A 23,038-nucleotide genomic window follows, 5' to 3' on the forward strand; every position below is an offset into this window, starting at 1 on the left:
CCCGCCAGCTATCTCGGGTTCATTGTTCCGCCTTCCCAAAGTTGGGGACCGGATCGCTTCCGGTTTTCCACTCCCGCATCACCTCGGCGAAGGGACGCGGCAAATTCTCGGCGTTGTTCATGACGAAGTGGTATTGCCGCCGGGCATCCGCTGTGCTTTCGGTGATAGCGGCCATGATTTCGGCGGCGAGTTCTTGATTGCCGAATCGGGCACAGGTCCCGGGCGCGAGATAGAGATCCCGCAGCCGTCCCATCACGTCGACCTCGGGAATGACCAGGCCGCTGGGGGAGGGTCGGCGCGCCACGATGGCGTCGGACCGTTCCCGCATCTCAGCGATGCGGTGCCGCAACTCCCGGGCCATGCTCAGTCCGGCGCGTACGTAAGGATGTACTTCTCTCACAGATCCTCACTTATCCGCGGCCGCCCAACGCCGCCTATGGGCAACCGGCGCGCCCGCACTCGTCCATGTCGGCAACGCCGCCGAGCGCCCGGCTCTGCCGAGCGCAGGGCGCCCTTCAGGATGCGACACCTCCGAAAGAGTTCGCTTCCCAATAGTGGGAAGCGAGCATACTCGGGCCAGAGCCGGTTTCCCGCATGGAGATCACGAGTTCCGCGAGGCCCCTATCGACGAGTTCAGCACCGACTTCGGCGGCCTGCGGTACGCCGTCAGCCGCGCGGTACACCGGATGCCATCGGCGTTTCCTGCCGCGCTACTCGGTTCCGGTCGACAGTTGACGCTGCGCGGCGCGGGTCATTCTTCTGACGGGCAGACCGTCACCGAGGGAGAACTGCTGGTCACCTACGCGCCGGAGGCCGCGGCCCCGCAAGTGCGAGACCTCGGTGACGGCCTGATCGAGGTCCCCGCCGGGATGAGCTGGTACGGCCTGGAGCGTTACCTGAATCGCCGCAGCGCGGCATTTCCCGTGCTGCCCGACTATTTGCAGCTGTCGGTGGGTGGCACACTCTCGATGGGCGGCATCGGAATCGACTCCGTGCGCTCCGGCATGCAGGTCGATCACGTGGAGCGGATCCAGCTGATCGACGGCACGGGGGCCAGCCGTTGGTGCTCCCGTACCGACCACTCGGAGCTGTTCCGGTTCGCCCTCGGCGGATCGGGCACCGTCGGACTGATCGAACGGGCAGTGCTGCGCACCGTGCCGTACCGCCGCGACACCCACCTTCACCGCACCCGGCACGACTCGCAGGCCGACCTGGTAGAGCACACCGAGCGGATGGCGGAGCGCGACGACATCGACATCTTCTACGCGTCCATCCGACACGGCGTGTGCCAGACCGTTATCGGATGGCGCGGAAGCGGTCCGGAGCAATGTCGCGACGAAGGCTGTGCGATCGTCGCCGATCTTTCGTTTCAGGGAAACCACGCCGCAGCGCGCACCGCTGCCCCGCCCCCGGGCCATGCGCGCTTGTGCACCGACTACATCGTGCCCGCCGGGCAACTGGCGCCGATGCTCGCGGCCGTGGACGCGCTACGGCACCTGGATTCACTGAACCGTGGACTCGAACTGTTGTGGCTTCTGATCGTGCGCCGTTCCCCGGAGGCGACCGCGTTCCCTTTCACTCCGGCGGGCAGTGCTCCCGTCTCGATCGGCGTGGGCTTCTGTACCTCGCTACGCCGCGAGCTCGCGGCCGTCGCCGCTACCCGGACCGCGTTACGCGGCGTGCTGGAGCGTTGTCTCGAGCTGGGCGGACGTCCCTACCTCTACGGCTTCGACGTCCTCGACGCCGCTGCGGCCGAACAACTCTACGGAACGGACCTGCCTCGACTCGCGCAGCTGCGCTCGGCCCACCGCCTGGAACACGTCAACGCCCACCACCCGCTTGTACGCGCCGCCCTGGGGCATCAGTTCTCGGACGATCCCTGGTCCCGATAGGGTTCACTCCCTGCTGTCACCAGCGATGGGAATCCGAATGGCAGGACGTCTCAGCCCGAATGAGAGAGTTTGGCGATATGGGTAGAAGTGTCGATCCGCCACTCGTCGCTCACGTCATCGGCAAACAGTCCTGACGATGGTGTCGTCCGAAGCGGCCGGAGACTTCCTGGTCGACTTGGCCGAGCGGTTGGCTGTCTCGTGTGATCCCGCCACTGTTCGCGCGATGATGGAGCGCGCCTGCGGTGGACAACTGTCCGAGCGAGGGCCGGATGGATACCGCGCCAGTCTGCTGACCGTCTCCGGCCTTCCGTTCGAAGCGAGTGTGTCCGGCGGCGGCGGCGACGTGGCGCCCGTGGTTCGTTACGCCACGGAGACCGCGACTCAGGAAACGCGATTCGACTCGCGCGTCACGGCCCAGATCGCCGCGATCCGTGCTCTCGTCCCGTGGCTGCCGGACGGAGACGAGACGGTCGCCGATATGTTCGAGTCTTTCATCGCGACGCTGTATCCCGATCCGGCGAGTGTGTCTTCACGGTATCGCTCGGCCTCGTGGATAGGTGTCGTCCACCACTCCGCAGTGCCGGACCACGCGGCCCGGCTCAAGGTGTACGGCTATCCGGATGTCGTGCCCGGAGGGCTGCGCCGGTTGTGTGACGTGTGGCCTGGATTCGCCGATCTGACTCCGGTCCCCGACGACCCGAAGCTCATCAAACCGGTCATCGTTGCGCTCGAAGTGGATGCCCGCGGCGAGTTGAACCACAAGATCTACCTGCGCGCCAGATATGACGACGCCGCCGTGCCGATGAAACTGGTCCGCGACTTCGGCCATCCGGCGTGGGAGGTCCTGTCCGAACTCGTCCGGTGCGGTATCGACGCGGCCGAACTGCACAGGTACGACTACTTCGTCTGCTGTGCACGCGGTTCCGGCGCCCCGACCTACGCCTTCACCTTGGCCGCCCGCCGCAACGACGACCTGACCGGCCTCGTCCGCGAACTCGCGTCCCGGCACCATGGCAGCACCGTGGCCGTGGACGCACTCACCCAGTCGGCAGCGTCATCCGGCGCGAGCTGGCGCTACTCGGCGGTCGGACTGGGCACCTCCGCCGACCACGGCATCGACAAACTGAATGTCTACGGCGTGCCCACCTGGAGCGACGCCTAGCACTCACCCACGCCTGCGGGTGCCGAACGCGACGAGTCCACCCGCTTCGCGAAGTGGTCGCGAAACGAATGGACTCGGGCGAACCTACTGCGGCAGAGGACCCGATGGATCCACCGCCGCAGCTCACAAGCCTGAGAAGGCTTACACGTCGAAGTACAGCTCGAACTCGTACGGGTGCGGCCGCAGGTTGACCGGGGCGATCTCGCCCTCGCGCTTGAGGGTGATCCAGGTCTCGATCAGGTCCTCGGTGAAGACGTTGCCTTCGGTGAGGTAGTCGTGGTCCTGCTCGAGGCGGTCGATGACCGACGCCAGGCTGGTGGGGGCCTGCGGGATGTTCTTGGCCTCCTCCGGCGGGAGCTCGTAGAGGTCCTTGTCGACCGGGGCCAGCGGCTCGATCTTCTTCTTGATGCCGTCCAGGCCGGCCATCATCATGGCGGCGAAGGCCAGGTACGGGTTGCCCGAGGAGTCCGGCGCGCGGAACTCGAGGCGCTTGGCCTTCGGGTTGTTGCCAGTGACCGGGATGCGGACCGCGGCGGAGCGGTTGCGCTGCGAGTACACCAGGTTGATCGGGGCCTCGTAACCGGGGACCAGGCGGTGGTAGGAGTTCACCGTCGGGTTGGTGAACGCCAGCAGCGACGGCGCGTGGTGCAGGATGCCGCCGATGTAGTGGCGGGCCAGGTCGGACAGGCCACCGTAGCCGGCCTCGTCGTGGAACAGCGGCTTGCCGTCCTTCCACAGCGACTGGTGCACGTGCATGCCCGAGCCGTTGTCACCGAAGAGCGGCTTCGGCATGAAGGTGACGGTCTTGCCTTCCTGCCACGCGGTGTTCTTGACGATGTACTTGAACAGCTGCAGGTCGTCGGCCGCGGCGAGCAGGGTGTTGAACTTGTAGTTGATCTCGGCCTGACCGGCGGTGCCGACCTCGTGGTGGCCGCGCTCCAGCTCGAAGCCGGAGTTCTGCAGGTTGGTCGAGATCTTGTCGCGCAGGTCGACGTAGTGGTCGTACGGCGCGACCGGGAAGTAGCCACCCTTGTTGCGGACCTTGTAACCGCGGTTGCGGGTGCCGTCCGGGTTGAACTCCGCGCCGGTGTTCCACGAGCCGGAGACCGACTCGATCTCGTAGAAGGCGCCGTTCATGGCCGAGTCGTAGCGGATCGAGTCGAAGATGTAGAACTCCGCCTCGGGGCCGAAGTACGCGGTGTCGGCGATGCCGGTGGAGCGCAGGTACTCCTCCGCCTTGCGGGCGACGTTACGCGGGTCGCGGCTGTAGGCCTCGCGGGTGAACGGGTCGTGCACGAAGAAGTTCAGGTTCAGCGTCTTGGCGGCGCGGAACGGGTCGACACGCGCGGTGGAGAAGTCGGGCAGCAGCAGCATGTCCGACTCGTCGATGGACTGGAACCCACGAACGGAGGAGCCGTCGAACGCTAGCCCTTCCTCGGCGAGGTCGGTGGTGAAGGCCTTCCCGGGGATCGAGAAGTGCTGCTGCACACCGGGCAGGTCGCTGAAGCGGATGTCGACGTACTCGATGTCCTCGTCAGCGATGTATTTGATGACCTCGTCGGCCGTGCTGAACGTCACTTGTTCTCCTTACGGATCGGTTCCCAGCCAGTGTCGCTTGCATGGGTTCGTCGCGACCAGACGCTATGGATGCCGTGTTTCCCTGCAGTCAAGGATGTGTTTCGCCGGTGTTACACGTGCGTCCGGCGGCGTGGTGCTGCCCACCATGACTCGAAATGCATGGTAGTCCTGCCCGCGCCGTGGCGCGCGACGACGCTGAACTCCGCATATGCGATGCCCGGAGCCGGTTCCCTCGCGCCTATTGTGGGGTGCATGGCACGCATCACCGGCTCCTGGCTTTCCGGACCTCCGGCCGACTCCGGCGGTCCGGCAACCCCCGAGTTCCCCGGTGCGCAACTCGGCCTGCCGCAGGCCGGGGCGGGCTCGCTGGCCGGTATGGGCCGCCGCATCGCCGCCCTGTTCGTGGACTGGCTGATCGCCCTCGGCATCGCGGCGCTGATCAGCCGCAGCGGCTCGGCGTCGAGTCTGACGCTGCTGATCTGGTTCGTCATCGGCGTGGGGGCCGTGACGCTGTTCGGGTTCACCCCCGGGCAGTATTTCCTGCGGCTGCGCACGGTGCGCATCGACGCGGCGGCGCCGGTCGGCTTCGTCCGGGCGCTGGCCAGGCAGGTGCTGCTGCTGTTCGTGGTGCCCGCGCTGTTCACCGACGCCGACGGGCGCGGCATGCACGACCGGGCGACCGGCACGGCGCTGGTGCACTCACGCTGACTTTCCGCGTCGACGACGCCGACCGAAAGGCCCGCCTCCGGGACAGCGAGGCGGGCCTTTCGAGTTCGAGGAACAGCGCGACCGGGTGCTCGCCCGGGAGGCCACCGAGCGCGCCCGTGCGAACAAGCGGGATCAGCGGCGGCGGATCGTGCGCTGCACGCCGCGCATCTTGGCGCCCGCGGGCATCGGCCCCTTCGGCAGGGCGGGCCCGCTGCGCGCGCTGAGGGCCGAGAGCCTGCCTTCGATGAGGTCCATGCGCTTGGTGTCGATGTTGCGCGGCAGCTTGGTGAGGTAACGCTGGAGGTCCTTGAGCGGGACCTGGCCTTCGTCGTTGCCGATGACCACGTCGTAGATCGGAGTGTCGCCGATCAGCCTGGCGGTGCGCTTCTTCTCCTGGGCGAGCAGCGACTTGACCCGCTGCGGGGCGCCCTCGGCGACCAGCACCACACCGGGCAGGCCGATCACCCGGTGCACCGCGTCCAGTTGCGTGGTGGCGGCGACGCCGTTGCTCACCCGCCATTTGCCTTGCAGGTTGTCCAGCACCCAGGCCGCGGCGCCCGCTTGGCCCTCGGCCTTGCGGTAGACGCTCTTCTGCACCCGCCTGCCGAAGATGATGAACGCCAGCAGCGCGCCGAGCACGACGCCCAGCGGGATCAGGAACCAGGTCAGCCCGAAGATCAGGCCGATGACGGCGAAGACGGCGGTGCTGCCGACCAGGGCGCCGATCATCAGCGGCAGCAGCAGCTTGTCTTCCTTACGCTGCATCTGGAACGCCTGCCACAACTGCTTGCGGCGTTCCCTCGACTGCTGCTTGCGGGCCGCCTTCGCCGCGGCCTTCGCTTCCTTGGTGGGCTTACCTGCTGCCATGACTCTCAGGATAGTGCCCAGGTAGTCGCGCCTCCGCCGTGGGACAGCGGCCCGACCGGGCGCTCACCCGCGGCGCGCGATCGATCCGAGCACCGTGAGATCCAGGTCACCCGATGCCTCGGTCCAGCCCATCGCTCGTAACTCGCCCGGGGTCGGCACACCGAGGGCGTCGCGCAGGCCGACGGCGACCGAGCGCGCGAACTCCAGCAGACCGTTCGGCGCTATGGGCCAGAACAGCACCCTGGTCCAGTTGTCCGCGTCGTGCCCGCCCACGGGCGCGTGCCAGCCGAGTGCGCGCAACTCCCGCGCGGCGGTCTCCGGTATCGGGTTGCTCAGATAATTGTTCCCGGCCAGTTCGGCGGATAATTTGATGTCGTATTGGACAAATTGGACATAGCGATTTCCAGGGGCGGCGATGACGAGGGTTGCCCGTGACGGCAACTCCGAGAGGCAGTGCGCCAGCGCTTGCACGAACCGTTCCCAGTCCGTTGTCGCCGGCTCGCTCATTCTTCCCCCGGGTATTCGCACTGGGGTGATCATACGCCGCCGCGGCCGGGACACCAGACGAATCCCATTGCGAGGTCACGTAGTTCATCGGGGCTATAGCCGTTTGCCATATCGGATACCGCCTCCACGCCGAACACCACCAGGACCTGCGACATCCGCGCCGCGGGACACCGGGCGGATCACGCGGCGGAAAGTCGGGCGCAATCGAGGTTTTCGATTACCTCCGGCGTTTTCCGCTGGCGCAGAATGGCTTCCGCGGAAATGCTTTCGGAATCGCACGGTGGATTCGTCTCGGTCCGCGCGAAGACCGGCGTGCGTCAGTACTACGGACGACCACCCCGGTTCCAGGGGCTGGACGACCGTGCGGCCACACTCGATAGTCCTATGGTGATCGAACGAGCCGTCCTGTCTCGTGCCCTCTGCGGCCTGGTGTTGCTGCTGGCCGCGTTCACTCCGACGCGAGCGGCCGCCGAACCGCTGCCGGTGCCCTATCAGTGGAAGCAAGCGTTCATCGACGGCACGGACGGCACCCGGCTGCACGCGGACATCCTGCGCCCGGCCGGTGTCTCCGACGACGCTCGCACGCCCGTCATCCTCACCGTCAGCCCGTATCGCGCGCACCTGGCGTACCTGAGCGAGCCGCGCGTGACCGGCGGCCCGTCCACCGACAATCTCACCGCCGAGTTGTTCCTGAACGCCGGGTACACCTACGTCATCGTCGACCTGCGCGGGTTCGGCGGCTCCAGCGGCTGCCCCGACTTCGGCGGCCCCGGGGAACGAGCCGACGTCGCCGCGGCCGTGGAGTGGGCGGCGAGCCAGCCGTGGTCCACCGGCCGGGTCGGACTGTTCGGCACGTCGTACGAGGCGTGGACCGGCCTGATGGGCCTGGCCGCCGCCCCGAAGGGCCTCGCGGCGGTGGGCGCGTTCGAGCCGGTCGTCGATCCGTACTCCTACCTGTACATGCAGGGCGTCTCGTGGAAGTTCTCCGGCAAGCCGGTCACCGAGAGCGGGGTGCGCCCCGCCGACTTCGCGGGACTGGAGCACCTGCTCATCGCCTCGACGCCGCCGCGGCCGGAGGACTCCGGCGAATACCAGGCGAACGCGACGCAGTTGCCGTGGCAGTGCTATCAGCGCTACCTCGCCGAGATCGGCGACCACGACCCCGGCACCGCCTTCTGGCGGGATCGCGATCTGGTCGCGCGGCTGCGCGGCGCCACGATCCCGCTGTTCCTCGGTCAGGGTTTCGTCGACTACAACACCCGGGCCTACCGGGTGTTCGATCTGTGGAACGGCCTCGGGCCCGGCGAGCACCGTGCCTGGTTCGGCCAGTGGGGACACCGCACCTGCCACGACAAATGCGGCACGCCCCACTTCGACACCGAACTGCTCGCGTTCTTCGACAAGCACGTCGCGGGCCGCGACGTGCAGGTGCCCGGCCCGCGGATCACGGTCGGCCAGTTCGACGGCCGCTGGCGCGCGGAGACGGCGTGGCCGCCCGCCGACGCCGGGCGCGTCCCGGTCGAGCTGCGGACCGGCGAGTACACCGACCGCGGGCTGATCGCCGGGCCCGATCGCGAGATCTGGTCGGTCTCCGCGCCGCTGACCGGTGACCAGCACCTGTCCGGCATCCCCACCGCGACCCTCCGGCTCAGCGGCCCGCCGAGCGCGACGGTCGCGGTCGAGCTCTACGACATCGGGCCCGACCTGCGCGCGACCGTCATCACCCGCGGCATCGCCCCGGTTCGCGACACCGCGGAGGTCCGGCTGCTCGCGCAGGACTGGCCGATCGCCGCGGGCCACCGGATCGGCGTGCGGATCACGGACGTGGTCGACGACGTGTGGTCGCACTCCCCCGCCTTCGCGGCGGTCACGGTGACCTCCGCGCGCGTCGAGTTGCCCCTGCTGACCGGAACGCGTCGTCCCGATCTGCCCGGCGAGCTCACCGAAGGCATCGTGAAGTGGCGAAACGAGAAGACGATCGCCTTGGATCCGAGTGTGTTGAACAATGCAACGGTGTCCATGAATCTGCCCGACCGCACCGGTGACCGATGACGGAGCCGGTCGACGATCCGACCGCCGAACGCCTCGCCGCCGCGCTGCGGTGTGCGACCGTGTCCACCGACGACCCGCGCGAAGCCGACAGCGCGGCGTTCGACAGCCTCGACGCGCACCTGCTCGCGTCGTTCCCCCGGGTGCACGCCGAGCTCGAGTTGCGGAAGTTCGCGCACAGCAGGCTCTATCGCTGGCCGGGCGCCGAACCGGACGGGGTGTCCGCGATCCTGCTCGCGCATCAGGACGTGGTGCCGGTGGACGACGCCGAGCGCTGGACGCATCCGCCGTTCGCCGGCGTGGTCGACGACGAGTTCATCTGGGGTCGCGGCGCGATCGATGACAAGAGCCGCGTGCTGGCCATCCTGGAGGCGGTCGAATCGGCGCTCGCCGCGGGCCTGCGGCCCCGGCACAGCGTGTACCTGGCTTTTGGGCACGACGAGGAGGTCTTCGGCGGCGAGGGCGCCGAGCGGATGGCCGAGCACCTGCGCGCGGCGGGCGTGCGCGCGGATCTGCTGCTGGACGAGGGCGGGGTGATCACCGCGGGCGTCGTCGAGGGCGTGCGGCAGCCGGTGGCGACGATCATGCTCGGCGAGAAGGGCTACGCGACGGTCCGGGTGTCGGTCACCGAGGTCGGCGGGCATTCGTCCATGCCGGGCAGGCAGACGGCGGTCGGCCGGATCGCGCGGGCGGTGAGCCGCATCCAGGACCATCCGATGCCGCTGCGCCTGACCCCGGTGATCGCGGACATGCTGAGCAGGATCCGCGAGGTCATGCCCGCGCCGCGGCGGCGGCTGCTCGGTCTGGCGAAGCTGGCCGCGCCGGTGGTCACCCGGGTGATGGCCACCCAGCCGCAGACCGAGGCCATGGTGCGCACCACCACGGCGCCGACGGTGATCCGCGGCGGCGTGCGGGCGAACGTGCTGCCCCAGCGGGCCGAGGCCATGGTGAACTTTCGCATCCTGCCCGGCGACACGGTCGAATCGGTGCTGGCGCACTGCCGGAAAGTGGTGCGCGACAGCGGAATCCGGCTCGAACTCGTCGGCATGTCGTCGGAGCCGTCGCGGATCACCGGACCTGGCCCCGCCTTCGATCTGATCGCCGATCTCGCCCGCGCCGTGGTCCCCGGCATCGCGGTGACCACCGGCATCGTCCCCGGCGCCACCGACTCCAGGCACTACGACGACCTGGCGGGCACCCGGTGCAATTTCGCCCCCATCGTGCTGGACGAGCGCGACCTGGGCTCGATCCACGGAACCGACGAGCGCATCTCCCGAGTCAACTACGCTCGACTCATCGAGTTCAACCGGCGACTGATCGAGCATTTCGCGACGGTCGGCCCGCCATCGACGTCAGGAGCTGATGGATGACGACCGAGCCGACGGCGGGCGACGCCACGCCCGCGATCCGTACCGAGTCCGGTGAGTTCGACGGCGTCGGTAGCGGAGTCGCCTGGCGGGCGTGGCTGCCCGAGGGCGCGGCACGAGGCGTGATCGTCCTGGTCCACGGCGTGGCCGAACATTCCGGCCGCTATGCGCACGTGGGGCAGCGTCTGGTCGCCGCCGGTTTCGCGGTCTACGCGCTCGACCACATCGGCCACGGGAAGTCCGCGGGCGGCAAGGCCAACATCGGCTCCATGGCGGGCGCCGCGGACAACGTCGCCGCGATGCTGGACATCGCGAGCCGGGAACAGCCCGGCGTGCCGCGCTTCCTGGTCGCGCACTCGATGGGCAGCCTGATCACCCTGTATCTGGCCTCCCGCGCGCCGATCGATGTGGCGGGCATCGTGCTGTCCGCTCCGCCGCTGGACATCCCGGTGGGCAATCCGGTGCAGCGCGCGCTCGCTCCGGTGCTGAGCAGGTTCACCCCGAATCTCGGTGTGCTGAAACTCGATTCGTCGCAGATCAGCCGCGACCCAGCGGTCGTCACCGCCTACGACAACGATCCGCTGGTGTACCGAGGCAAGCTGCCGGCGCGCACCGGAGCCGAGATGCTGAGCGCCACGACCACGGTCAAGCAGCGCTTGGCGGAGGTCACCGTGCCGCTGCTGGTGCTGCACGGCACGGCCGACGCGATCGCCGCGCCGTCCAGTTCCGATCTCATCGAGCGGGGCGCCGGGTCGAAAGACCTCACGGTGATCCGCTACGAAGGCCTCTACCACGAGGTGTTCAACGAGCCCGAACAGGAGAAGGTGCTCGATGATGTGGTCGGATGGCTGGAAGCGCACCTTACCGAACAGTAGTATCCCTGCATGAGTACCACCGGATCCATCGCGTTCATTCGTGCCAGCTGGCACGCCTCGATCGTCGGCAAGGCGTACGAGGGCTTCCGCGCCGAATACGCCGACCTCGGTTTCGATCCCGCGAACATCGACGTCTTCGAGGTGCCCGGCGCCTTCGAGATCCCGCTGCACGCCAAGCGCTTGGCGCATTCCGGCCGTTACGCGGCGATCGTCGCCTCCGCGCTGGTCGTGGACGGCGGCATCTACCGGCACGATTTCGTCGCCTCGGCGGTGATCGACGGGCTGATGCGGGTGCAGCTGGACACCGATGTGCCGGTCTTCTCGGTCGTGCTCACCCCGCACCACTTCCACGAGCACAGCGAGCACGTCACGTTTTTCACCGACCACTTCGTGACCAAGGGCGCCGAGGCGGCACGCGCGCTGGCGGGCACGCTCAGCTCGCTGCGGTCCCTGCCGGTGTAGCGGACTACCGGAACTTGGCCAGGCAGGCGCTCTCGCCGTCCAGGACGCCGGTGCGGAACGCTTCCAACCGCTGGTAGCCGCTCGGCACCACCTTGCCGTTCACGTCGGCGGCCGCGAGGCCGTCGGCGAGCAGGCCGGAGACCGCTTCGTCCAGATCGCCCGCGGACAGGTGCGGGTCGCTGCCCGGCTCGCTCAATCTGGTGGTCACCACGCCGCTGAGGCAGGCGGTGCGCAGACCGGCCGTCTCCGCGCCGGTCAGCGACAGCTTGCGATCCTGTTGCACCGCGAGCACATAGCGCGAGACGAACACGACGAACGCGTTGTAGTCGCCGTCCACGACCGCCGACAGCGGGTCGTCGTCCGCCATCGTTCCGCCGCGGCGGGCCAGAGCGGGCACGTCCGTGCCGATCCGGTTCGCGCTCGGGCAGTACGACACCGGCCGGGTGAGAGCGCCGTCCGAGCAGCCGCGGCCGACTCCGGAGTAGTCGAATTGCGGGGTGCGGGTGACCGGGAAGATCTTGGTCAGCGCCGTGCTCAGGCTGGTCAGCGCGGCGGTGTCCACCGGAAGCTGCGCCTGTTCCTCACCGGGCTCGAAGGTGGTCGGGAGATTGCCACGGCGCTGGGCGATCTCCTTCCTGGTGATCTTCTTACAACCGTCGGCGCCGTCGGTGTAGCCGATCTGCACCGCGGTCACCCGCTCGAAGGCCGAGCCGTGCACGCTGTCCGGATCGTTCGGGTCCCGGTCGCGCACGGCCACCGTCGCGCCGAGCACGGCGTTGAGGCCGTCGGTGGTGTTGAGCGTGAAGTGCGCCGAATCCCCTTCGGCCACATGCCGCAGGAAGACACCGGCTAGGCAGTCGGCCTGCTGCTCCTGCACCAGCGGCGGGGTCAGCAGGCCCGCGAGTCTGGCCTGCCCTTGGATGGCGTGCCCGTACTCGTGGGCCAGCACCATCACCACGGCCATCTCGCCGTACTTCTGCACCAGTTTCGGCAGCAGGACGCCCCGGTCCCAGCCGATGGTGTGATCACCGCCGCAGTAGGCGGCGTTCACCACCTGGTAGGTGTCGGATTTGCAGAACTTGACCGACTGGGTTCTCGGCGCCTTGGCGTCCCAGGAGATGAACCTGGTCACCGGCTTGAAGGTGCCGGGGAAGTGCTCGGGATACTCGGTGGTCCAGAAATCCTGCACGTCGGCGATGGTGTTGAGAGCGAGCTTGTCGACGACGCCGCCGTCGCCGTTCTCCGCGGTGAGCGGCGCGTCCGGCACGCCTTTGCGGGGACCGTTCGGGCCGGAAGCCGTCATCGATCCGGCCAGCTCCCAGGTGTCGGCAGGCGGCGAGACGTGCTGGAGGGCGGAGTCGTTCGCCCCTTGCGCGCATCCGGCCGACAACGCCGCGACCACCGCGAGCACGGCAACACCGAATCGTCCGTTCCTCGTCATGAACTCGCCTCCCCGAGTACCGCGTCTCGGGCCCGCCGAGCGCTCACATCGTAATCGCCGCGAGTACGGTGCGCGCATCACAGCGCCACGATCGCCTCCGAATGGGCAAGGCGCGCAGCGTTTTCACGCCCGTCACCGCAGGCGGACGCGGGACAGCAGCGCTCGGTGGTCGGAGCCGGGGATGGAGAGGGTGTCTACCTGTTCGGCGGTGGCGTCGGCGAGCAAGATGTGGTCGATGCCGATGACCGGTCCCCAGGTGCGATCGGCCGGGAAGGTGGGCAGCAGGCCCGCTCCCGCTTGGTCGGCCGCCGAGGCGAAGCGTCCACGCAGCAGGTCGCGGAAGGCCGTGTGGTCGCGGGTCGCGTTGAAGTCGGCGCCCACGATGGCCGGACCACGCTGGGCGTCGAGGATCTCCCGGGTTCTGCGCATCTCCGCCTGCCAGGCGGGGAAATCGAACGGCGGCGGGACCGGATGGAACGCGAAGACCGTGATCGGCCCCCGTTCGGGGTGATCCATCGTCGCGGAGATGTTGTTGAGGATGTATCCGTCGTACTTCACGGTGTCCCGCAGGGGGTAACGGCTGTAGATGCCGGTGCCGCCACCGCCGTCGCGGGTGGGCTCGGTGTAGTGATACGGCAATTCGCCGGGCAGGCCCGCGCTCGCCAACCGATCCAGCGCTGCCTCGGTCAGTTCGTCCACCGTCAGCACGTCGACCCGGTTGTCCCGCACCGCGCGCACCACGGCGGCCGGATCGGCGCCACCGAAAAGCAGATTCGACTGCATGACGGTGAGCTCCGGGCCGCTCGCGGCGCGGCTCTCCGAGACGAATGCGGGCAGCACCGTCCACAGCGTCGCGACGGCCAGCACCCCGGCGACAGCCGCGCTGCGCCACCCGCGCGCGATCAGCAACAACACCAGGCCGACGATCGCGCCGATCATGAAATACGACGCCCCCGACGCGAGCAACACCAGCCCGCGTCGCTGCCACGCCCCGAAGTGCAGCACTATCCCGATGGCGCCCACGGCTACTGCGCACCACCCCGCACCGAGCAATGCCCGGTCCATCCATCTACGCATGCGGTCGAGCCTAGGCAATGCCGGTGAAGCCCTTGATATGTGCAGCTCGAGACCAGCACAGAGGAAGCCCGGGCACCTCGATGCGACTTCGCTGCCGGAGAATCAGCCCAGGTGGGCCGACAGCAGCCAGGCCGGAACCGACTTGCGGCCGCCGGGCTCGTCGCGTATCCCTTCGAACCGGACCGGCGCGCCCTCGGGCAACTCCGCGGGCAAGTCGGCGTGAATTCGCGCCGGCCTGATCTCATCGATCGTCCAATACTTCGACACCACCTCCCCGAGCTCATCGGCGGTGACCGGCGACGGCCCCGGCTGGGGCACTTCGGGCAAGCCTGCCCGGTCGAACACGAGCGCGAAGTACGACGCGCCCGGCGCGGCAGCGCGGACGATCGCCTGCTGGTAACCATCCCGCGACTCGACCGGGATCGAATGGAACAGCGTGCTGTCGACGATGGTGCCGAAGCGGCCGTCGTAGCCGGTGAACGAGGTGATGTCGGCGACCTCGAACGAAGCGTTCGGCAAGCCACGCCGGGTCGCCTCGGCACGAGCCAGCTCGATCGCGGTCGGCGACAGATCCAATCCCACGGTCCGGTAACCCCGCTCGGCCAGATACAGCGAGATCGCCGCCTCCCCGCATCCGACGTCGAGCACGTCACCGTGGAATTTGCCCTGCTCGATCAGGGCCGCGAGCTCCGGCTGCGGTTCGCCGATACTCCACGGCGGTTTGACACCCGGCCCGAACGGGCCGCCCGCGCCCCGATAGATGGCATCGAAATCCAGATCATCCGGTGTCGTCATAGCAAACGAATATCAGTGCACCGGCCCCAGGCCGGGGACCTTCGCACGCGACGCGCCTGATCCGCTCAGTGGGTGCCGGGAGGCGCGACCTCCGGCCTACACTGGCGGCGTCGCGAAAGGGGGAGGAATGTACGTCGAGCAGTTTCGCGCGGCGGGACCGTTGACGGCCGAGATCGCCGAAGACCTGGCACTCGTTCCGGGTAGGTACCGTTCGTCCATCACGATCAGCGGCAACGGGCGCAGCGTGCACGCGCCCGTGCTGCCGGTGGCCTGGGACGTCCTGCGGATCCGCTCCGGCACCGAGGTCACCGTCACCACCGCGAACGGGCTCGGCGACGAAGACCGGCTCGCGCTGCGCCGGTTCGTCGATCGCTTCCAGAGCTTGACCGGCGGCGCGAACATCCCACCGCGCGGCGACTCGCCTCGCCGGAGTCGGTGACCCGGCTCGGCACCCGAGCAGCGCCTCGTCCGGCCGGTCGTCGACTCGGGCAGCCCAGGAAACCGTGCGACCGGACGGCGGTTCGCTGCCTGGATATGGCTGCCCGTTCGGCCGCGCGGACAAGGCGGTGACCATGACACCGGCACGCCGCGCGCACCGGTTCGGACCGTCAACGTCGGTCGGCGTGCCGACTCATGGCCGCGGTCAGCGTGGCGGTGTCCGTCGTCAGCGATCCACCGGTGAACTCGAGCGTCGCGTAGGACCTCTCGGCCGCCGCCGGATGACCGGCGCCGCACGCGTCGGTGACGATGATCGGCAGGTAGCCCAGATCCAGACTGTGCCGCACGGTGGGCTCGATACCCACCTCCATGGCGATGCCCGCCACGGCGTAGGTGTCGATCCCGCAGTCGCGCAGCGCGAAGTCCAGCGGCGTGGCCGCGAACGCCGACATGGTGATCTTGTCGAACACCACCTCGTCCGGACCCGGCGTCAACTCGGGCACCAGGTGGAATTGCGGCGACCCCTGCGGGAAACTCGAACGCACGGCCGCCGGGTCGTCCACCCGCTGCCAGGACATCGCGCCGCGCAGCTGAGCGACACCCGAGGCCGCGACCGGCAAGGACATGTGCCGGGTGTAGAACACCCGGAAGCCCGCCGCCCGCGCGGCGTCGCGCAGCCGGACGCACGCCCGCACGATCTCCTCGCCGCCGGGAATCTGCCGCACGATGCCTACCTGCATGTCGTAGATGAGCAACGCCATCCGCGCGGGATCGCAGGCTTCCGGCACGGTCTGCGGAATGCTCAGGCCGAATGCGTGCCGCATGCTCACGCGGTCCGGTCGTAGGGCTCGGCGACGTCGACGGCCGGATCCATCAGCGCCTCCAGCGGCAGCGGCGCCTGCACGGGGACGAAAGTCCATTCCAGGTATCCGGCCTTGGTCAGCGGGAAGTCCGCGACGTACTTCCGCGCCTCCTCGACGCTGCCGACCTCGAACACGATCACCACGCCTGGCTCGTCGGCGCGGGCGTAGTTCTCCCGGACGATGCCCGCCTTCCACAGCCGCCACACATTGGCGACCTCCTCGGGCAGGTACGGGTTGATCGTCTCCAGGGTGACGCCTGGCTTGAAGCGGTCGAAAACGATGACTTTCACGATGTTTCGCTCCATGTCTGCGGTGGTCGATCCGAACGGCATTCATGGAATCGCGATGCTTACAGTGTTACAAGAACGCACTTTTCAGTGAGTACCCGGAGGACAGGTGCCCGACAAGCGCTACAACTGCGCCGTGGAGGTGACCGTCGACCTGATCGGCGGCAAGTGGAAGCCGGTGATCCTGGCCCACTTGAAGGAGGGCGTGCACCGCTACGGCGAGTTGCGCAGGCGGATGCCGTCCACCAGCGAGAAGATGCTGGTCCAGCAGTTGCGGGAGCTGGAGTCCGACGGCTTGGTCCGGCGCACCGTCTTCGACACGGTGCCTCCGCAGGTCGAATACACCCTCACCGACGAGGGCCGCACGCTCGTCCCGGTGCTCACCGCGCTCTACGACTGGGGCGAACAGCGCGCGGCCCGTACCGGCCTCACCGTCGGCACCTGAGTCCGGGCGCGCCCGAGTCCACCAGCGGGAGCAGGACCCGCACCGAGCAGCGACCTCAGGCGCCGAAGACCCGTTCGACGACCGCTTTGGCGCGCCGGGTGACGCGCATGTAGTGGTCGAGGAATTCGCTGCCGTCGTCGTTGGGCCATCCCGCGACGCGGGCGACGGCGGAAAGCAGCCGTCCCGGACCGGGGAGCTGATCGCTCGGCTTGCCGCGCACCAGCACCAAGGCGTTGCGCGCGTTGGTGGCGGTCAGCCACGCGTCGCGCAGCAGTGCCACGTCCTGCGCGTCCAGCAGCTCGGTGCGTTCGATCACGTCCAGCGCCTCGAGCGTGGAGGTGTTGTGCAAGCCGGGCACCTCGTGGGCGTGCCGCAGCTGCATCAGCTGAACCGTCCACTCGATGTCGGCCAGCCCGCCGCGGCCCAGCTTGGTGTGCGTGGCCGGATCGGCGCCGCGGGGCAGCCGCTCGGCGTCCACCCTGGCCTTGATCCGCCGGATCTCGCGCACCGCCTCGGCCGACACACCGCCCTCCGGGTAGCGCACCTTGTCGATGACGTGCAGGAAGCGCACCCCGAGCTCCTCGTCACCGGCCACCTGGTGGGCGCGCAGCAACGCCTGCACCTCCCACGGCTGCGCCCACTGCTGGTAGTACGCGGCGTAGGCGGCCAGTGTGCGCACCAGCGCGCCGTTGCGGCCCTCCGGTCGCAGCCCGGCGTCCACGTGCAGCGGCGGGTCGGTGCTCGGCGCGCCGAGCAGCTGCTGCACCCGGTCGGCCACTCCGATCGCCCACTTCACGGCCTTGGTCTCGTCCTCGCCTGGCCGCGGGTCGCAGACGAACAGTACGTCCGCGTCCGAGCCGTAGCCGAGTTCCATGCCGCCGAGCCTGCCCATGCCGATCACCGCGATGTCGGCGGGCGCACGGCAGCCGAGGTCCGCTTCGCTCGCGCGGATCACCGCGCGCAACGACGCCTCGAGCACCGCGACCCACACCGACGACAACGCCAGGCACACCTGCGGCACGTCGAGCATGCCGAGCAGGTCGGCCGACGCCACCCGCGCGAGTTCGTGCCTGCGCAGCGAACGCGCCGCGGCCACGGCGCGTTTCGGGTCCTCGTAGCGCGCGGCGGCGGTGAGGATGCCGCGGGCCACCTCGTCGGGCTGCGGGCCGAGCAGCAGGGGGCCGCTGGGACCGTCGGCGTACATCCGGATCGTCTCCGGCGCGTTGATCAGCAGATCGGGCAGGTACTCCGAGGAACCGAGCACGATCATCAGCCGTTGCGCGATCGCCCCCTCGTCGCGCAGTTCGCGCAGGAACCAGATCTGGTCGGCGAGCCCCTCCGACACGCGGCGATAGGCCAGCAGGCCCGCGTCGGGATTCGGTGTCTCCCCGAGCCATTCGAGCAGCGTCGGCAGCAGCAAGGCTTGGATGCGCCCTTTGCGGGACACGCCGCCGGTGAGGGCTTTCAGGTGGCCGAGCGCGTTTTCCGGCGCCGCGTAGCCGAGCGCGGCCAGCTGCCGGATGGCTGCCTCGGGGCTCAGGCGCAGCGCGTCGGGTTCCATGCGCACCACCGATTCCAGCAGCGGCCGGTAGAACAGCTTGGCGTGCAAACGCCGCACCCGCACCGCGTTGCGGCGGATCTCGTTGCCGAGCACGCCCACCGCGTCCTGCCTGCCGTCGGGCCGGATGTGCGCCGCGCGAGCCAGCCAGCGCATGCCCTCCTCGTCGTCGGCGGCGGGCAGGGTATGGGTGCGCCGCAGCCGCTGGAGCTGGAGCCGGTGCTCCAGCAACCGCAGGAACTCGTAGGACGCCGTGAGATTGGCCGCGTCGTCGCGACCGACGTAACCGCCGGCGGCCAGCGCGGTCAACGCCTCGACGGTGCCCTGCACATGCAGCGTCTCGTCCACCCGCCCGTGCACCAATTGCAGGAGCTGCACCGCGAATTCGACGTCGCGCAGACTGCCGCGCCCCAGCTTGAGTTCGCGTTCGCGCAGATCGGCGGGCACCAGATCCTCCACGCGGCGGCGCATCGCCTGCACGTCGGCGACGAAGTCGGGCCGCTCCGACGCCGCCCACACCATCGGCATGAGCGCGTCGCGGTACTGCTCGCCGAGCGCGATGTCACCGGTCGCGGGGCGATTCTTCAACAGCGCCTGGAACTCCCAGGTCCGTGCCCAGCGCTTGTAGTAGGCGATGTGCGACTCCAGCGTCCGCACCAGCGCACCGGCCTTGCCCTCCGGCCGCAGCGCCGCGTCCACCTCGAAGAACGCCTGGCTCGCCACGCTCATCATCTCCGCGGCCAGACGCGTGGCGGTGGCGTCGGCGGGTTCGGCGACGAACACCACGTCGACGTCGCTGACATAGTTCAGCTCGCACGCGCCGCACTTGCCCATCGCGATCACGGCCAGCCGCGCCGGCACCGGCTCGTCCTTGCAGACCCGCGCCACCGCGACCGCCAGCGCCGCGGTCATGGCGGCGTCGGCCAGGTCGGTGAGCTGCCTGCCGACCACCTGGTAGGGCAGCACGGGCTCGTTCTCCACCGTGGCCGCCAGATCCAGCGCGGCCAGCAGCATCAAGTGATCGCGGTACCGCTTGCGCAGCGTCGCCACCACTTCCGGCCCCGAAATGCCCGCGCGGAACAGCATGGGTGTCGCGTTCGGCCCCTCCTCTGGCGCCGCGTCGACCACGGCGAGCAGGTCGGCGATCAGCTCGTCGCGTCCGGGTAACTCCTTGCGGCGCAACCGTTCCCACGCCTCCGGCGCCGCGACGAGATGATCGCCGAACGCGCTGGAGGAGCCGAGCAGCGCGAACAGCCTGCCCCGCAGCGACGTGTCCGTCCTGATCGCCGAATCGACGGCGTCCCAACCGTCCCCGATGCTCTCCCGCAGCCGCATGAGCGTGTTCAACGCGAGATCGGCGTCGGGCGCGCGGGACAACGACCACAGCACGGGGATGCTCTCGACGTTGTCCCAGCCGAGATCACGCAACGACGCGGCGGCGGAGGGCTCGAGCAATCCGAGCCGACCGACGCCGGGGACGGCGGAGCGCGCGGAGGGGGGCCGGACCATGGTTCTCAAATTACCCGGCCGCGATCGGGGGCACGCCGCCCCGGGGCATCGCTCGGACTACAACCCCAGATATTCCTTCAGCTCGAACGGCGTGACCTGGCTGCGGTAGTCCGCCCACTCCCTGCGCTTGTTGCGCAGGAAGAAGTCGAACACGTGCTCGCCGAGGGTCTCGGCGACCAGTTCCGAGCGCTCCATGGCCTGCAGCGCCTCGTCCAGCGTGCCGGGCAGCTCACGGAAGCCCATCGCGCGGCGTTCCGCGACGGTCAGCGACCATACGTCGTCCTCGGCCTCGGGAGGCAGCGTGTAGCCCTTCTCGATGCCACGCAGACCGGCCGCGAGCAGCACGGCGAAGGCCAGGTAGGGGTTGCACGCGGAATCGGGGCTGCGGATCTCGACGCGCCGCGAGGACGACTTGTTCGGCGTGTACATCGGCACGCGCACCAGCGCGGAGCGGTTGGACCGGCCCCACGAGGCCGCCGTCGGCGCCTCGCCGCCGTGGATGAGGCGCTTGTAGGAGTTCACCCACTGGTTGGTGACCGCGCTGATCTCCGGGGCGTGCTCGAGGATGCCCGCGATGAACGCGCGCGCGGTCTCCGACAGGTTGATCGGGTCGTCGGGGTCGTGGAAGGCGTTGGTCTCGCCCTCGAACAGGCTCATGTGCGTGTGCATCGCCGAGCCCGGGTACTGGGCGAACGGCTTGGGCATGAAGGTCGCGCGCACGCCCTCGTCGATGGCCACTTCTTTGATCAGGTAGCGGAAGGTCATCACGTTGTCGGCCATGGACAGCGCGTCGGCGTAGCGCAGGTCGATCTCCTGCTGGCCCGGAGCGCCCTCGTGGTGGCTGAACTCCACGGAGATGCCCATGGACTCCAGCGCGTCGATGGCGTGGCGGCGAAAGTTCGGCGCCGAATCGTGCACGGCCTGGTCGAAGAAGCCGCCGGAGTCGGCGGGGACCGGGACGCCGTCCCTGGCGCCGTTCTCCAGCAGGAAGAACTCGATCTCGGGGTGCACGTAGCAGCTGAAGCCGACGTCGCCCGCCTTGTTCAGCTGGCGGCGCAGCACATGGCGCGGGTCGGCCCAGGACGGCGAGCCGTCCGGCATGGTGATGTCGCAGAACATGCGCGCGGAGTGCTGGTGGCCCTTGCTCGTGGCCCACGGCAGCACCTGGAAGGTCGACGGATCCGGCCGGGCGACCATGTCGGCCTCGGAGACGCGGGCGAAGCCCTCGATGGCCGAGCCGTCGAAACCGATACCCTCTTCGAACGCGCCCTCCAACTCGGCGGGCGCGATCGCGACGGACTTCAGGTAGCCCAAGACGTCGGTGAACCAGAGACGTACGAAGCGGATGTCCCGCTCTTCGAGCGTCCGCAGCACGAATTCCTTCTGGCGATCCATGCCCGCGAGCGTAAGCATCCGGCGTTAAATCTGTGTTACATACACGCTTAAGATTGCTGACCTGGATTTTTTCGGAAGACTCCGCACAGTCGGATCGTCCGGTTTGTGAGTTTTTTCCGTACCGGGCCGCCGCGCGTGATCGAACAGCAACCCGGCCGGCCCGGCTCAGCAGGTGAGGCCGGGGGCGGGTTCGGTGAGGTCGACCAGATAGGCGATGACCGCGTCGTCGACGCAAGGAACACCGCCCGCCAGCGCCACCGTGTGCCGGTTGCCCTGATAGGTGATCAGCGCGGCGCCCAGCTGGCCGGCCAGGTCGACCCCGGCCTGGTACGGCGTCGCCGGGTCCTCGGTCGTCGAGACCACCACCGTCTTCGGCAGGCCGGTCACCGAGATGCGATGCGGTTCACTCGAGTTCGGCACCGGCCAGGCGGTGCACAGCTCCAGCGGCGCCGCGCCGGTGCCACGCCCGTCGTCCAGGAAGGGGGCGGCCTTGCGGTATTCCGCGTCCTGGCGTCCGGCGACCGCGCGGTCGGTGATGCGCGGATCGTCCACACAGCGGATCGCGTTGAACGCGTCGGTGGTGTTGGCGTAGGTGCCGTCGTCGCGGCGGCCGTCGTACAGGTCGGCCAGCGTGAGCAGCGTGTCGCCGCGTCCGTCGCGCAGTTCGGACAGCCCGAGCGTGAGCACGCTCCAGAACTCGTCGGTGTAGAGCGCTTGACGCACGCCGGTGATCGCGTCGCCGTAGGTCAGCCCGCGCGGGTCGGTGGTCGCGGCGGGCTTGTCCCACAGCGGGTTCACCAAGGCGCGGAACCGCGGCACCGCCTGCGCCGGATCGGCGCCGAGCGGGCAGTCCGGCTGCCGCGCGCAGTCGGCGGCGTAGGCGTCGAACACCTTCTGGAAGCCCGCCGCCTGGCGCAGCGACTCCTGCACCGGATCCTGGGATGAGTCGATGGCGCCGTCGAGCACCATGGCGCGCACGTGGTCGGGGAACCGCTCCGCGTACGCCGAGCCGATCTTGGTGCCGTAGGAGTAGCCGACGTAGGTCAGCTTCGCGTCGCCGAGCGCGGCGCGCATGATGTCGAGGTCCTGCACGACCTCGCGGGTGCCGACATGGGCGAGGAACTCCTTCCCGGTCCGCTCGGCGCAGCGGCCCGCGTACCGGCGGTTGTCGGCCTCGGCGTCGGCGATGCCGGCCGGGGTGTAGTCGTCCTCCGGCTCGGCGCGCTCGGCGTCCTGCTCCTGTGGTGTCTGGCAGACGATCGACGGGGTGGAGGACCCGACGCCGCGCGGGTCGAAACCGATCCGGTCGAAGCGCTCCGCCAGCGCCGTCTTGTTGCCGAGCGACGACAGGCCGAGGCCGGACTCCCCCGGCCCGCCCGGGTTCATCACCAGCGAACCGATTCGCCGACCGGTCGCCCGCGTGCGGGATATCGCGATCTGGGCGGTCGGCCCGTCGGGCGCGGCGTAGTCCACCGGAACGGTGATCCGCGCGCATTCGGTGCTCGGCGGCAACCGGTCGTCCTGACCGCCGAATCCGGTGCAGTCACCCCACTGCACCGCCTGGCCGTAGAACTTCTCCAGCCCGGTGGGCGGCGCCGGCAGCGGCTGCCCCGTTTCGGTGCGGGTGACGCCGCATCCCGAAACCAGCACAGCGAGCGACGCCAGCACCGCCACCGGGAGCGCACCGCGCCTACTCCGCACCATCGACATGCTGTCGATATTGCCATCGGGCAAACGCGGCGTCCGCCCCGGGCGAACCCCGC

The 23,038-nt window shown here is 69.1% G+C and carries 21 protein-coding genes; 9 read left to right on the plus strand and 12 right to left on the minus strand.

Annotation, left to right across the window (positions count from 1 at the left end; translation table 11 throughout):
• Positions 1 to 19: 19 nt before the first annotated feature.
• Positions 20 to 361, minus strand: coding sequence for a hypothetical protein (locus tag NB3_RS11400; protein WP_067800784.1), 342 nt, complete (start codon positions 359 to 361; stop codon positions 20 to 22).
• A gap of 193 nt (positions 362 to 554) precedes the next feature.
• Between NB3_RS11400 and NB3_RS11405 the strand changes: the two genes are divergently transcribed.
• Together NB3_RS11405 and NB3_RS11410 are read left to right on the plus strand one after the other, a co-directional pair.
• Complete coding sequence (locus tag NB3_RS11405; RefSeq protein ID WP_067800787.1) at positions 555 to 1,892, plus strand: FAD-binding protein; 1,338 nt, start codon at positions 555 to 557, stop codon at positions 1,890 to 1,892.
• A gap of 136 nt (positions 1,893 to 2,028) precedes the next feature.
• Entirely contained in the window at positions 2,029 to 3,054 is a 1,026-nt protein-coding gene (locus NB3_RS11410) for a hypothetical protein (protein ID WP_067800790.1), read from the plus strand.
• Positions 3,055 to 3,195: 141 nt separating this feature from the next.
• Here the strand turns inward: NB3_RS11410 and glnA (NB3_RS11415) are convergent, their stop codons facing one another.
• Positions 3,196 to 4,632: a type I glutamate--ammonia ligase gene (gene glnA / locus NB3_RS11415; RefSeq protein ID WP_067800793.1), complete on the minus strand. Its 1,437-nt coding sequence runs from the start codon at positions 4,630 to 4,632 to the stop codon at positions 3,196 to 3,198.
• A 252-nt stretch (positions 4,633 to 4,884) separates the two neighbouring features.
• On the opposite strand from glnA (NB3_RS11415), the gene NB3_RS11420 reads away from it, so the two are divergent.
• Positions 4,885 to 5,340, plus strand: a complete 456-nt coding sequence (locus tag NB3_RS11420; protein ID WP_067800795.1) for an RDD family protein — start codon at positions 4,885 to 4,887, stop codon at positions 5,338 to 5,340.
• 132 nt (positions 5,341 to 5,472) lie between these two features.
• On the opposite strand, the gene NB3_RS11425 is transcribed toward NB3_RS11420, so the two are convergent.
• Positions 5,473 to 6,207 carry a DUF4191 domain-containing protein gene (locus NB3_RS11425; RefSeq protein WP_067800798.1) on the minus strand — a complete coding sequence of 245 codons (735 nt, stop codon included), beginning with the start codon at positions 6,205 to 6,207 and terminating at the stop codon, positions 5,473 to 5,475.
• A 63-nt stretch (positions 6,208 to 6,270) separates the two neighbouring features.
• A complete protein-coding gene (locus NB3_RS11430) occupies positions 6,271 to 6,714 on the minus strand; it encodes a TY-Chap domain-containing protein (RefSeq protein ID WP_067800801.1) in 444 nt (147 codons plus the stop codon).
• A gap of 261 nt (positions 6,715 to 6,975) precedes the next feature.
• On the opposite strand from NB3_RS11430, the gene NB3_RS11435 reads away from it, so the two are divergent.
• Genes NB3_RS11435 through NB3_RS11450 form a run of 4 tightly spaced genes read left to right on the plus strand, consistent with a single transcriptional unit; the run spans position 6,976 to position 11,467 of the window.
• Positions 6,976 to 8,766 (plus strand): CocE/NonD family hydrolase, encoded by a 1,791-nt coding sequence (locus NB3_RS11435; RefSeq protein ID WP_244891862.1) that lies wholly within the window; start codon positions 6,976 to 6,978, stop codon positions 8,764 to 8,766.
• Entirely contained in the window at positions 8,763 to 10,133 is a 1,371-nt protein-coding gene (locus NB3_RS11440; protein ID WP_067800804.1) for a M20/M25/M40 family metallo-hydrolase, read from the plus strand. Before NB3_RS11435 ends, NB3_RS11440 begins: the two co-directional genes overlap by 4 nt.
• Complete coding sequence (locus NB3_RS11445; RefSeq protein ID WP_067800806.1) at positions 10,130 to 11,005, plus strand: alpha/beta hydrolase; 876 nt, start codon at positions 10,130 to 10,132, stop codon at positions 11,003 to 11,005. Before NB3_RS11440 ends, NB3_RS11445 begins: the two co-directional genes overlap by 4 nt.
• Positions 11,006 to 11,014: 9 nt before the next feature.
• The gene (locus NB3_RS11450) at positions 11,015 to 11,467 is read left to right on the plus strand and encodes a 6,7-dimethyl-8-ribityllumazine synthase (protein ID WP_067800809.1); all 453 of its coding nucleotides are present in this window, start codon (positions 11,015 to 11,017) and stop codon (positions 11,465 to 11,467) included.
• Positions 11,468 to 11,471: 4 nt separating this feature from the next.
• On the opposite strand, the gene NB3_RS11455 is transcribed toward NB3_RS11450, so the two are convergent.
• The 3 genes from NB3_RS11455 to NB3_RS11465 all read right to left on the minus strand — a co-directional run bounded on the left by NB3_RS11455 (position 11,472) and on the right by NB3_RS11465 (position 14,780).
• Positions 11,472 to 12,908, minus strand: a complete 1,437-nt coding sequence (locus NB3_RS11455; RefSeq protein WP_067800813.1) for a neutral zinc metallopeptidase — start codon at positions 12,906 to 12,908, stop codon at positions 11,472 to 11,474.
• A 132-nt stretch (positions 12,909 to 13,040) separates the two neighbouring features.
• On the minus strand, positions 13,041 to 13,985 hold the full coding sequence (locus NB3_RS11460; RefSeq protein WP_067800816.1) for an endonuclease/exonuclease/phosphatase family protein: 945 nt from the start codon (positions 13,983 to 13,985) through the stop codon (positions 13,041 to 13,043).
• A gap of 102 nt (positions 13,986 to 14,087) precedes the next feature.
• Positions 14,088 to 14,780 carry a class I SAM-dependent methyltransferase gene (locus NB3_RS11465; protein WP_067800819.1) on the minus strand — a complete coding sequence of 231 codons (693 nt, stop codon included), beginning with the start codon at positions 14,778 to 14,780 and terminating at the stop codon, positions 14,088 to 14,090.
• Between the two features lie 127 nt (positions 14,781 to 14,907).
• Between NB3_RS11465 and NB3_RS11470 the strand changes: the two genes are divergently transcribed.
• On the plus strand, positions 14,908 to 15,219 hold the full coding sequence (locus NB3_RS11470; RefSeq protein WP_067800821.1) for a hypothetical protein: 312 nt from the start codon (positions 14,908 to 14,910) through the stop codon (positions 15,217 to 15,219).
• Between the two features lie 169 nt (positions 15,220 to 15,388).
• On the opposite strand, the gene NB3_RS11475 is transcribed toward NB3_RS11470, so the two are convergent.
• Positions 15,389 to 16,042: a cysteine hydrolase family protein gene (locus NB3_RS11475; RefSeq protein WP_067800824.1), complete on the minus strand. Its 654-nt coding sequence runs from the start codon at positions 16,040 to 16,042 to the stop codon at positions 15,389 to 15,391.
• Between the two features lie 2 nt (positions 16,043 to 16,044).
• The gene (locus NB3_RS11480; protein ID WP_067801329.1) at positions 16,045 to 16,371 is read right to left on the minus strand and encodes a YciI family protein; all 327 of its coding nucleotides are present in this window, start codon (positions 16,369 to 16,371) and stop codon (positions 16,045 to 16,047) included.
• A gap of 106 nt (positions 16,372 to 16,477) precedes the next feature.
• Here NB3_RS11480 and NB3_RS11485 point away from each other — a divergent pair, with 106 nt between their 5' ends.
• The gene (locus tag NB3_RS11485; RefSeq protein ID WP_067800826.1) at positions 16,478 to 16,813 is read left to right on the plus strand and encodes a winged helix-turn-helix transcriptional regulator; all 336 of its coding nucleotides are present in this window, start codon (positions 16,478 to 16,480) and stop codon (positions 16,811 to 16,813) included.
• Between the two features lie 55 nt (positions 16,814 to 16,868).
• Here NB3_RS11485 and NB3_RS11490 read toward each other — a convergent pair whose 3' ends face one another.
• From NB3_RS11490 to NB3_RS11500, 3 genes are all read right to left on the minus strand, one after another.
• Positions 16,869 to 19,880 (minus strand): bifunctional [glutamine synthetase] adenylyltransferase/[glutamine synthetase]-adenylyl-L-tyrosine phosphorylase, encoded by a 3,012-nt coding sequence (locus tag NB3_RS11490; protein ID WP_067800829.1) that lies wholly within the window; start codon positions 19,878 to 19,880, stop codon positions 16,869 to 16,871.
• Between the two features lie 57 nt (positions 19,881 to 19,937).
• Positions 19,938 to 21,275: a type I glutamate--ammonia ligase gene (gene glnA / locus NB3_RS11495; protein ID WP_067800832.1), complete on the minus strand. Its 1,338-nt coding sequence runs from the start codon at positions 21,273 to 21,275 to the stop codon at positions 19,938 to 19,940.
• Positions 21,276 to 21,440: 165 nt separating this feature from the next.
• Positions 21,441 to 22,979: an alpha/beta hydrolase gene (locus NB3_RS11500; RefSeq protein ID WP_084486169.1), complete on the minus strand. Its 1,539-nt coding sequence runs from the start codon at positions 22,977 to 22,979 to the stop codon at positions 21,441 to 21,443.
• Between the last annotated feature and the right edge of the window lie 59 nt (positions 22,980 to 23,038).

Origin of the sequence: Nocardia beijingensis NBRC 16342 (assembly GCF_001612785.1) — a bacterium.
GTDB lineage: Bacteria > Actinomycetota > Actinomycetes > Mycobacteriales > Mycobacteriaceae > Nocardia > Nocardia beijingensis.

What these genes read in the sequence shown, in the direction of transcription:
- NB3_RS11400 (WP_067800784.1), bottom strand. Translation starts at nt 361, where the DNA reads ATGGCCCGGGAGTTGCGGCACCGCATCGCTGAGATGCGGGAACGGTCC.
- NB3_RS11410 (WP_067800790.1), top strand. Translation starts at nt 2,029, where the DNA reads ATGGTGTCGTCCGAAGCGGCCGGAGACTTCCTGGTCGACTTGGCCGAG.
- NB3_RS11420 (WP_067800795.1), top strand. Translation starts at nt 4,885, where the DNA reads ATGGCACGCATCACCGGCTCCTGGCTTTCCGGACCTCCGGCCGACTCC.
- NB3_RS11425 (WP_067800798.1), bottom strand. Translation starts at nt 6,207, where the DNA reads ATGGCAGCAGGTAAGCCCACCAAGGAAGCGAAGGCCGCGGCGAAGGCG.
- NB3_RS11430 (WP_067800801.1), bottom strand. Translation starts at nt 6,714, where the DNA reads ATGAGCGAGCCGGCGACAACGGACTGGGAACGGTTCGTGCAAGCGCTG.
- NB3_RS11435 (WP_244891862.1), top strand. Translation starts at nt 6,976, where the DNA reads ATGCTTTCGGAATCGCACGGTGGATTCGTCTCGGTCCGCGCGAAGACC.
- NB3_RS11440 (WP_067800804.1), top strand. Translation starts at nt 8,763, where the DNA reads ATGACGGAGCCGGTCGACGATCCGACCGCCGAACGCCTCGCCGCCGCG.
- NB3_RS11445 (WP_067800806.1), top strand. Translation starts at nt 10,130, where the DNA reads ATGACGACCGAGCCGACGGCGGGCGACGCCACGCCCGCGATCCGTACC.
- NB3_RS11450 (WP_067800809.1), top strand. Translation starts at nt 11,015, where the DNA reads ATGAGTACCACCGGATCCATCGCGTTCATTCGTGCCAGCTGGCACGCC.
- NB3_RS11455 (WP_067800813.1), bottom strand. Translation starts at nt 12,908, where the DNA reads ATGACGAGGAACGGACGATTCGGTGTTGCCGTGCTCGCGGTGGTCGCG.
- NB3_RS11460 (WP_067800816.1), bottom strand. Translation starts at nt 13,985, where the DNA reads ATGCGTAGATGGATGGACCGGGCATTGCTCGGTGCGGGGTGGTGCGCA.
- NB3_RS11465 (WP_067800819.1), bottom strand. Translation starts at nt 14,780, where the DNA reads ATGACGACACCGGATGATCTGGATTTCGATGCCATCTATCGGGGCGCG.
- NB3_RS11470 (WP_067800821.1), top strand. Translation starts at nt 14,908, where the DNA reads ATGTACGTCGAGCAGTTTCGCGCGGCGGGACCGTTGACGGCCGAGATC.
- NB3_RS11475 (WP_067800824.1), bottom strand. Translation starts at nt 16,042, where the DNA reads ATGCGGCACGCATTCGGCCTGAGCATTCCGCAGACCGTGCCGGAAGCC.
- NB3_RS11490 (WP_067800829.1), bottom strand. Translation starts at nt 19,880, where the DNA reads ATGGTCCGGCCCCCCTCCGCGCGCTCCGCCGTCCCCGGCGTCGGTCGG.
- glnA (WP_067800832.1), bottom strand. Translation starts at nt 21,275, where the DNA reads ATGGATCGCCAGAAGGAATTCGTGCTGCGGACGCTCGAAGAGCGGGAC.
- NB3_RS11500 (WP_084486169.1), bottom strand. Translation starts at nt 22,979, where the DNA reads ATGGTGCGGAGTAGGCGCGGTGCGCTCCCGGTGGCGGTGCTGGCGTCG.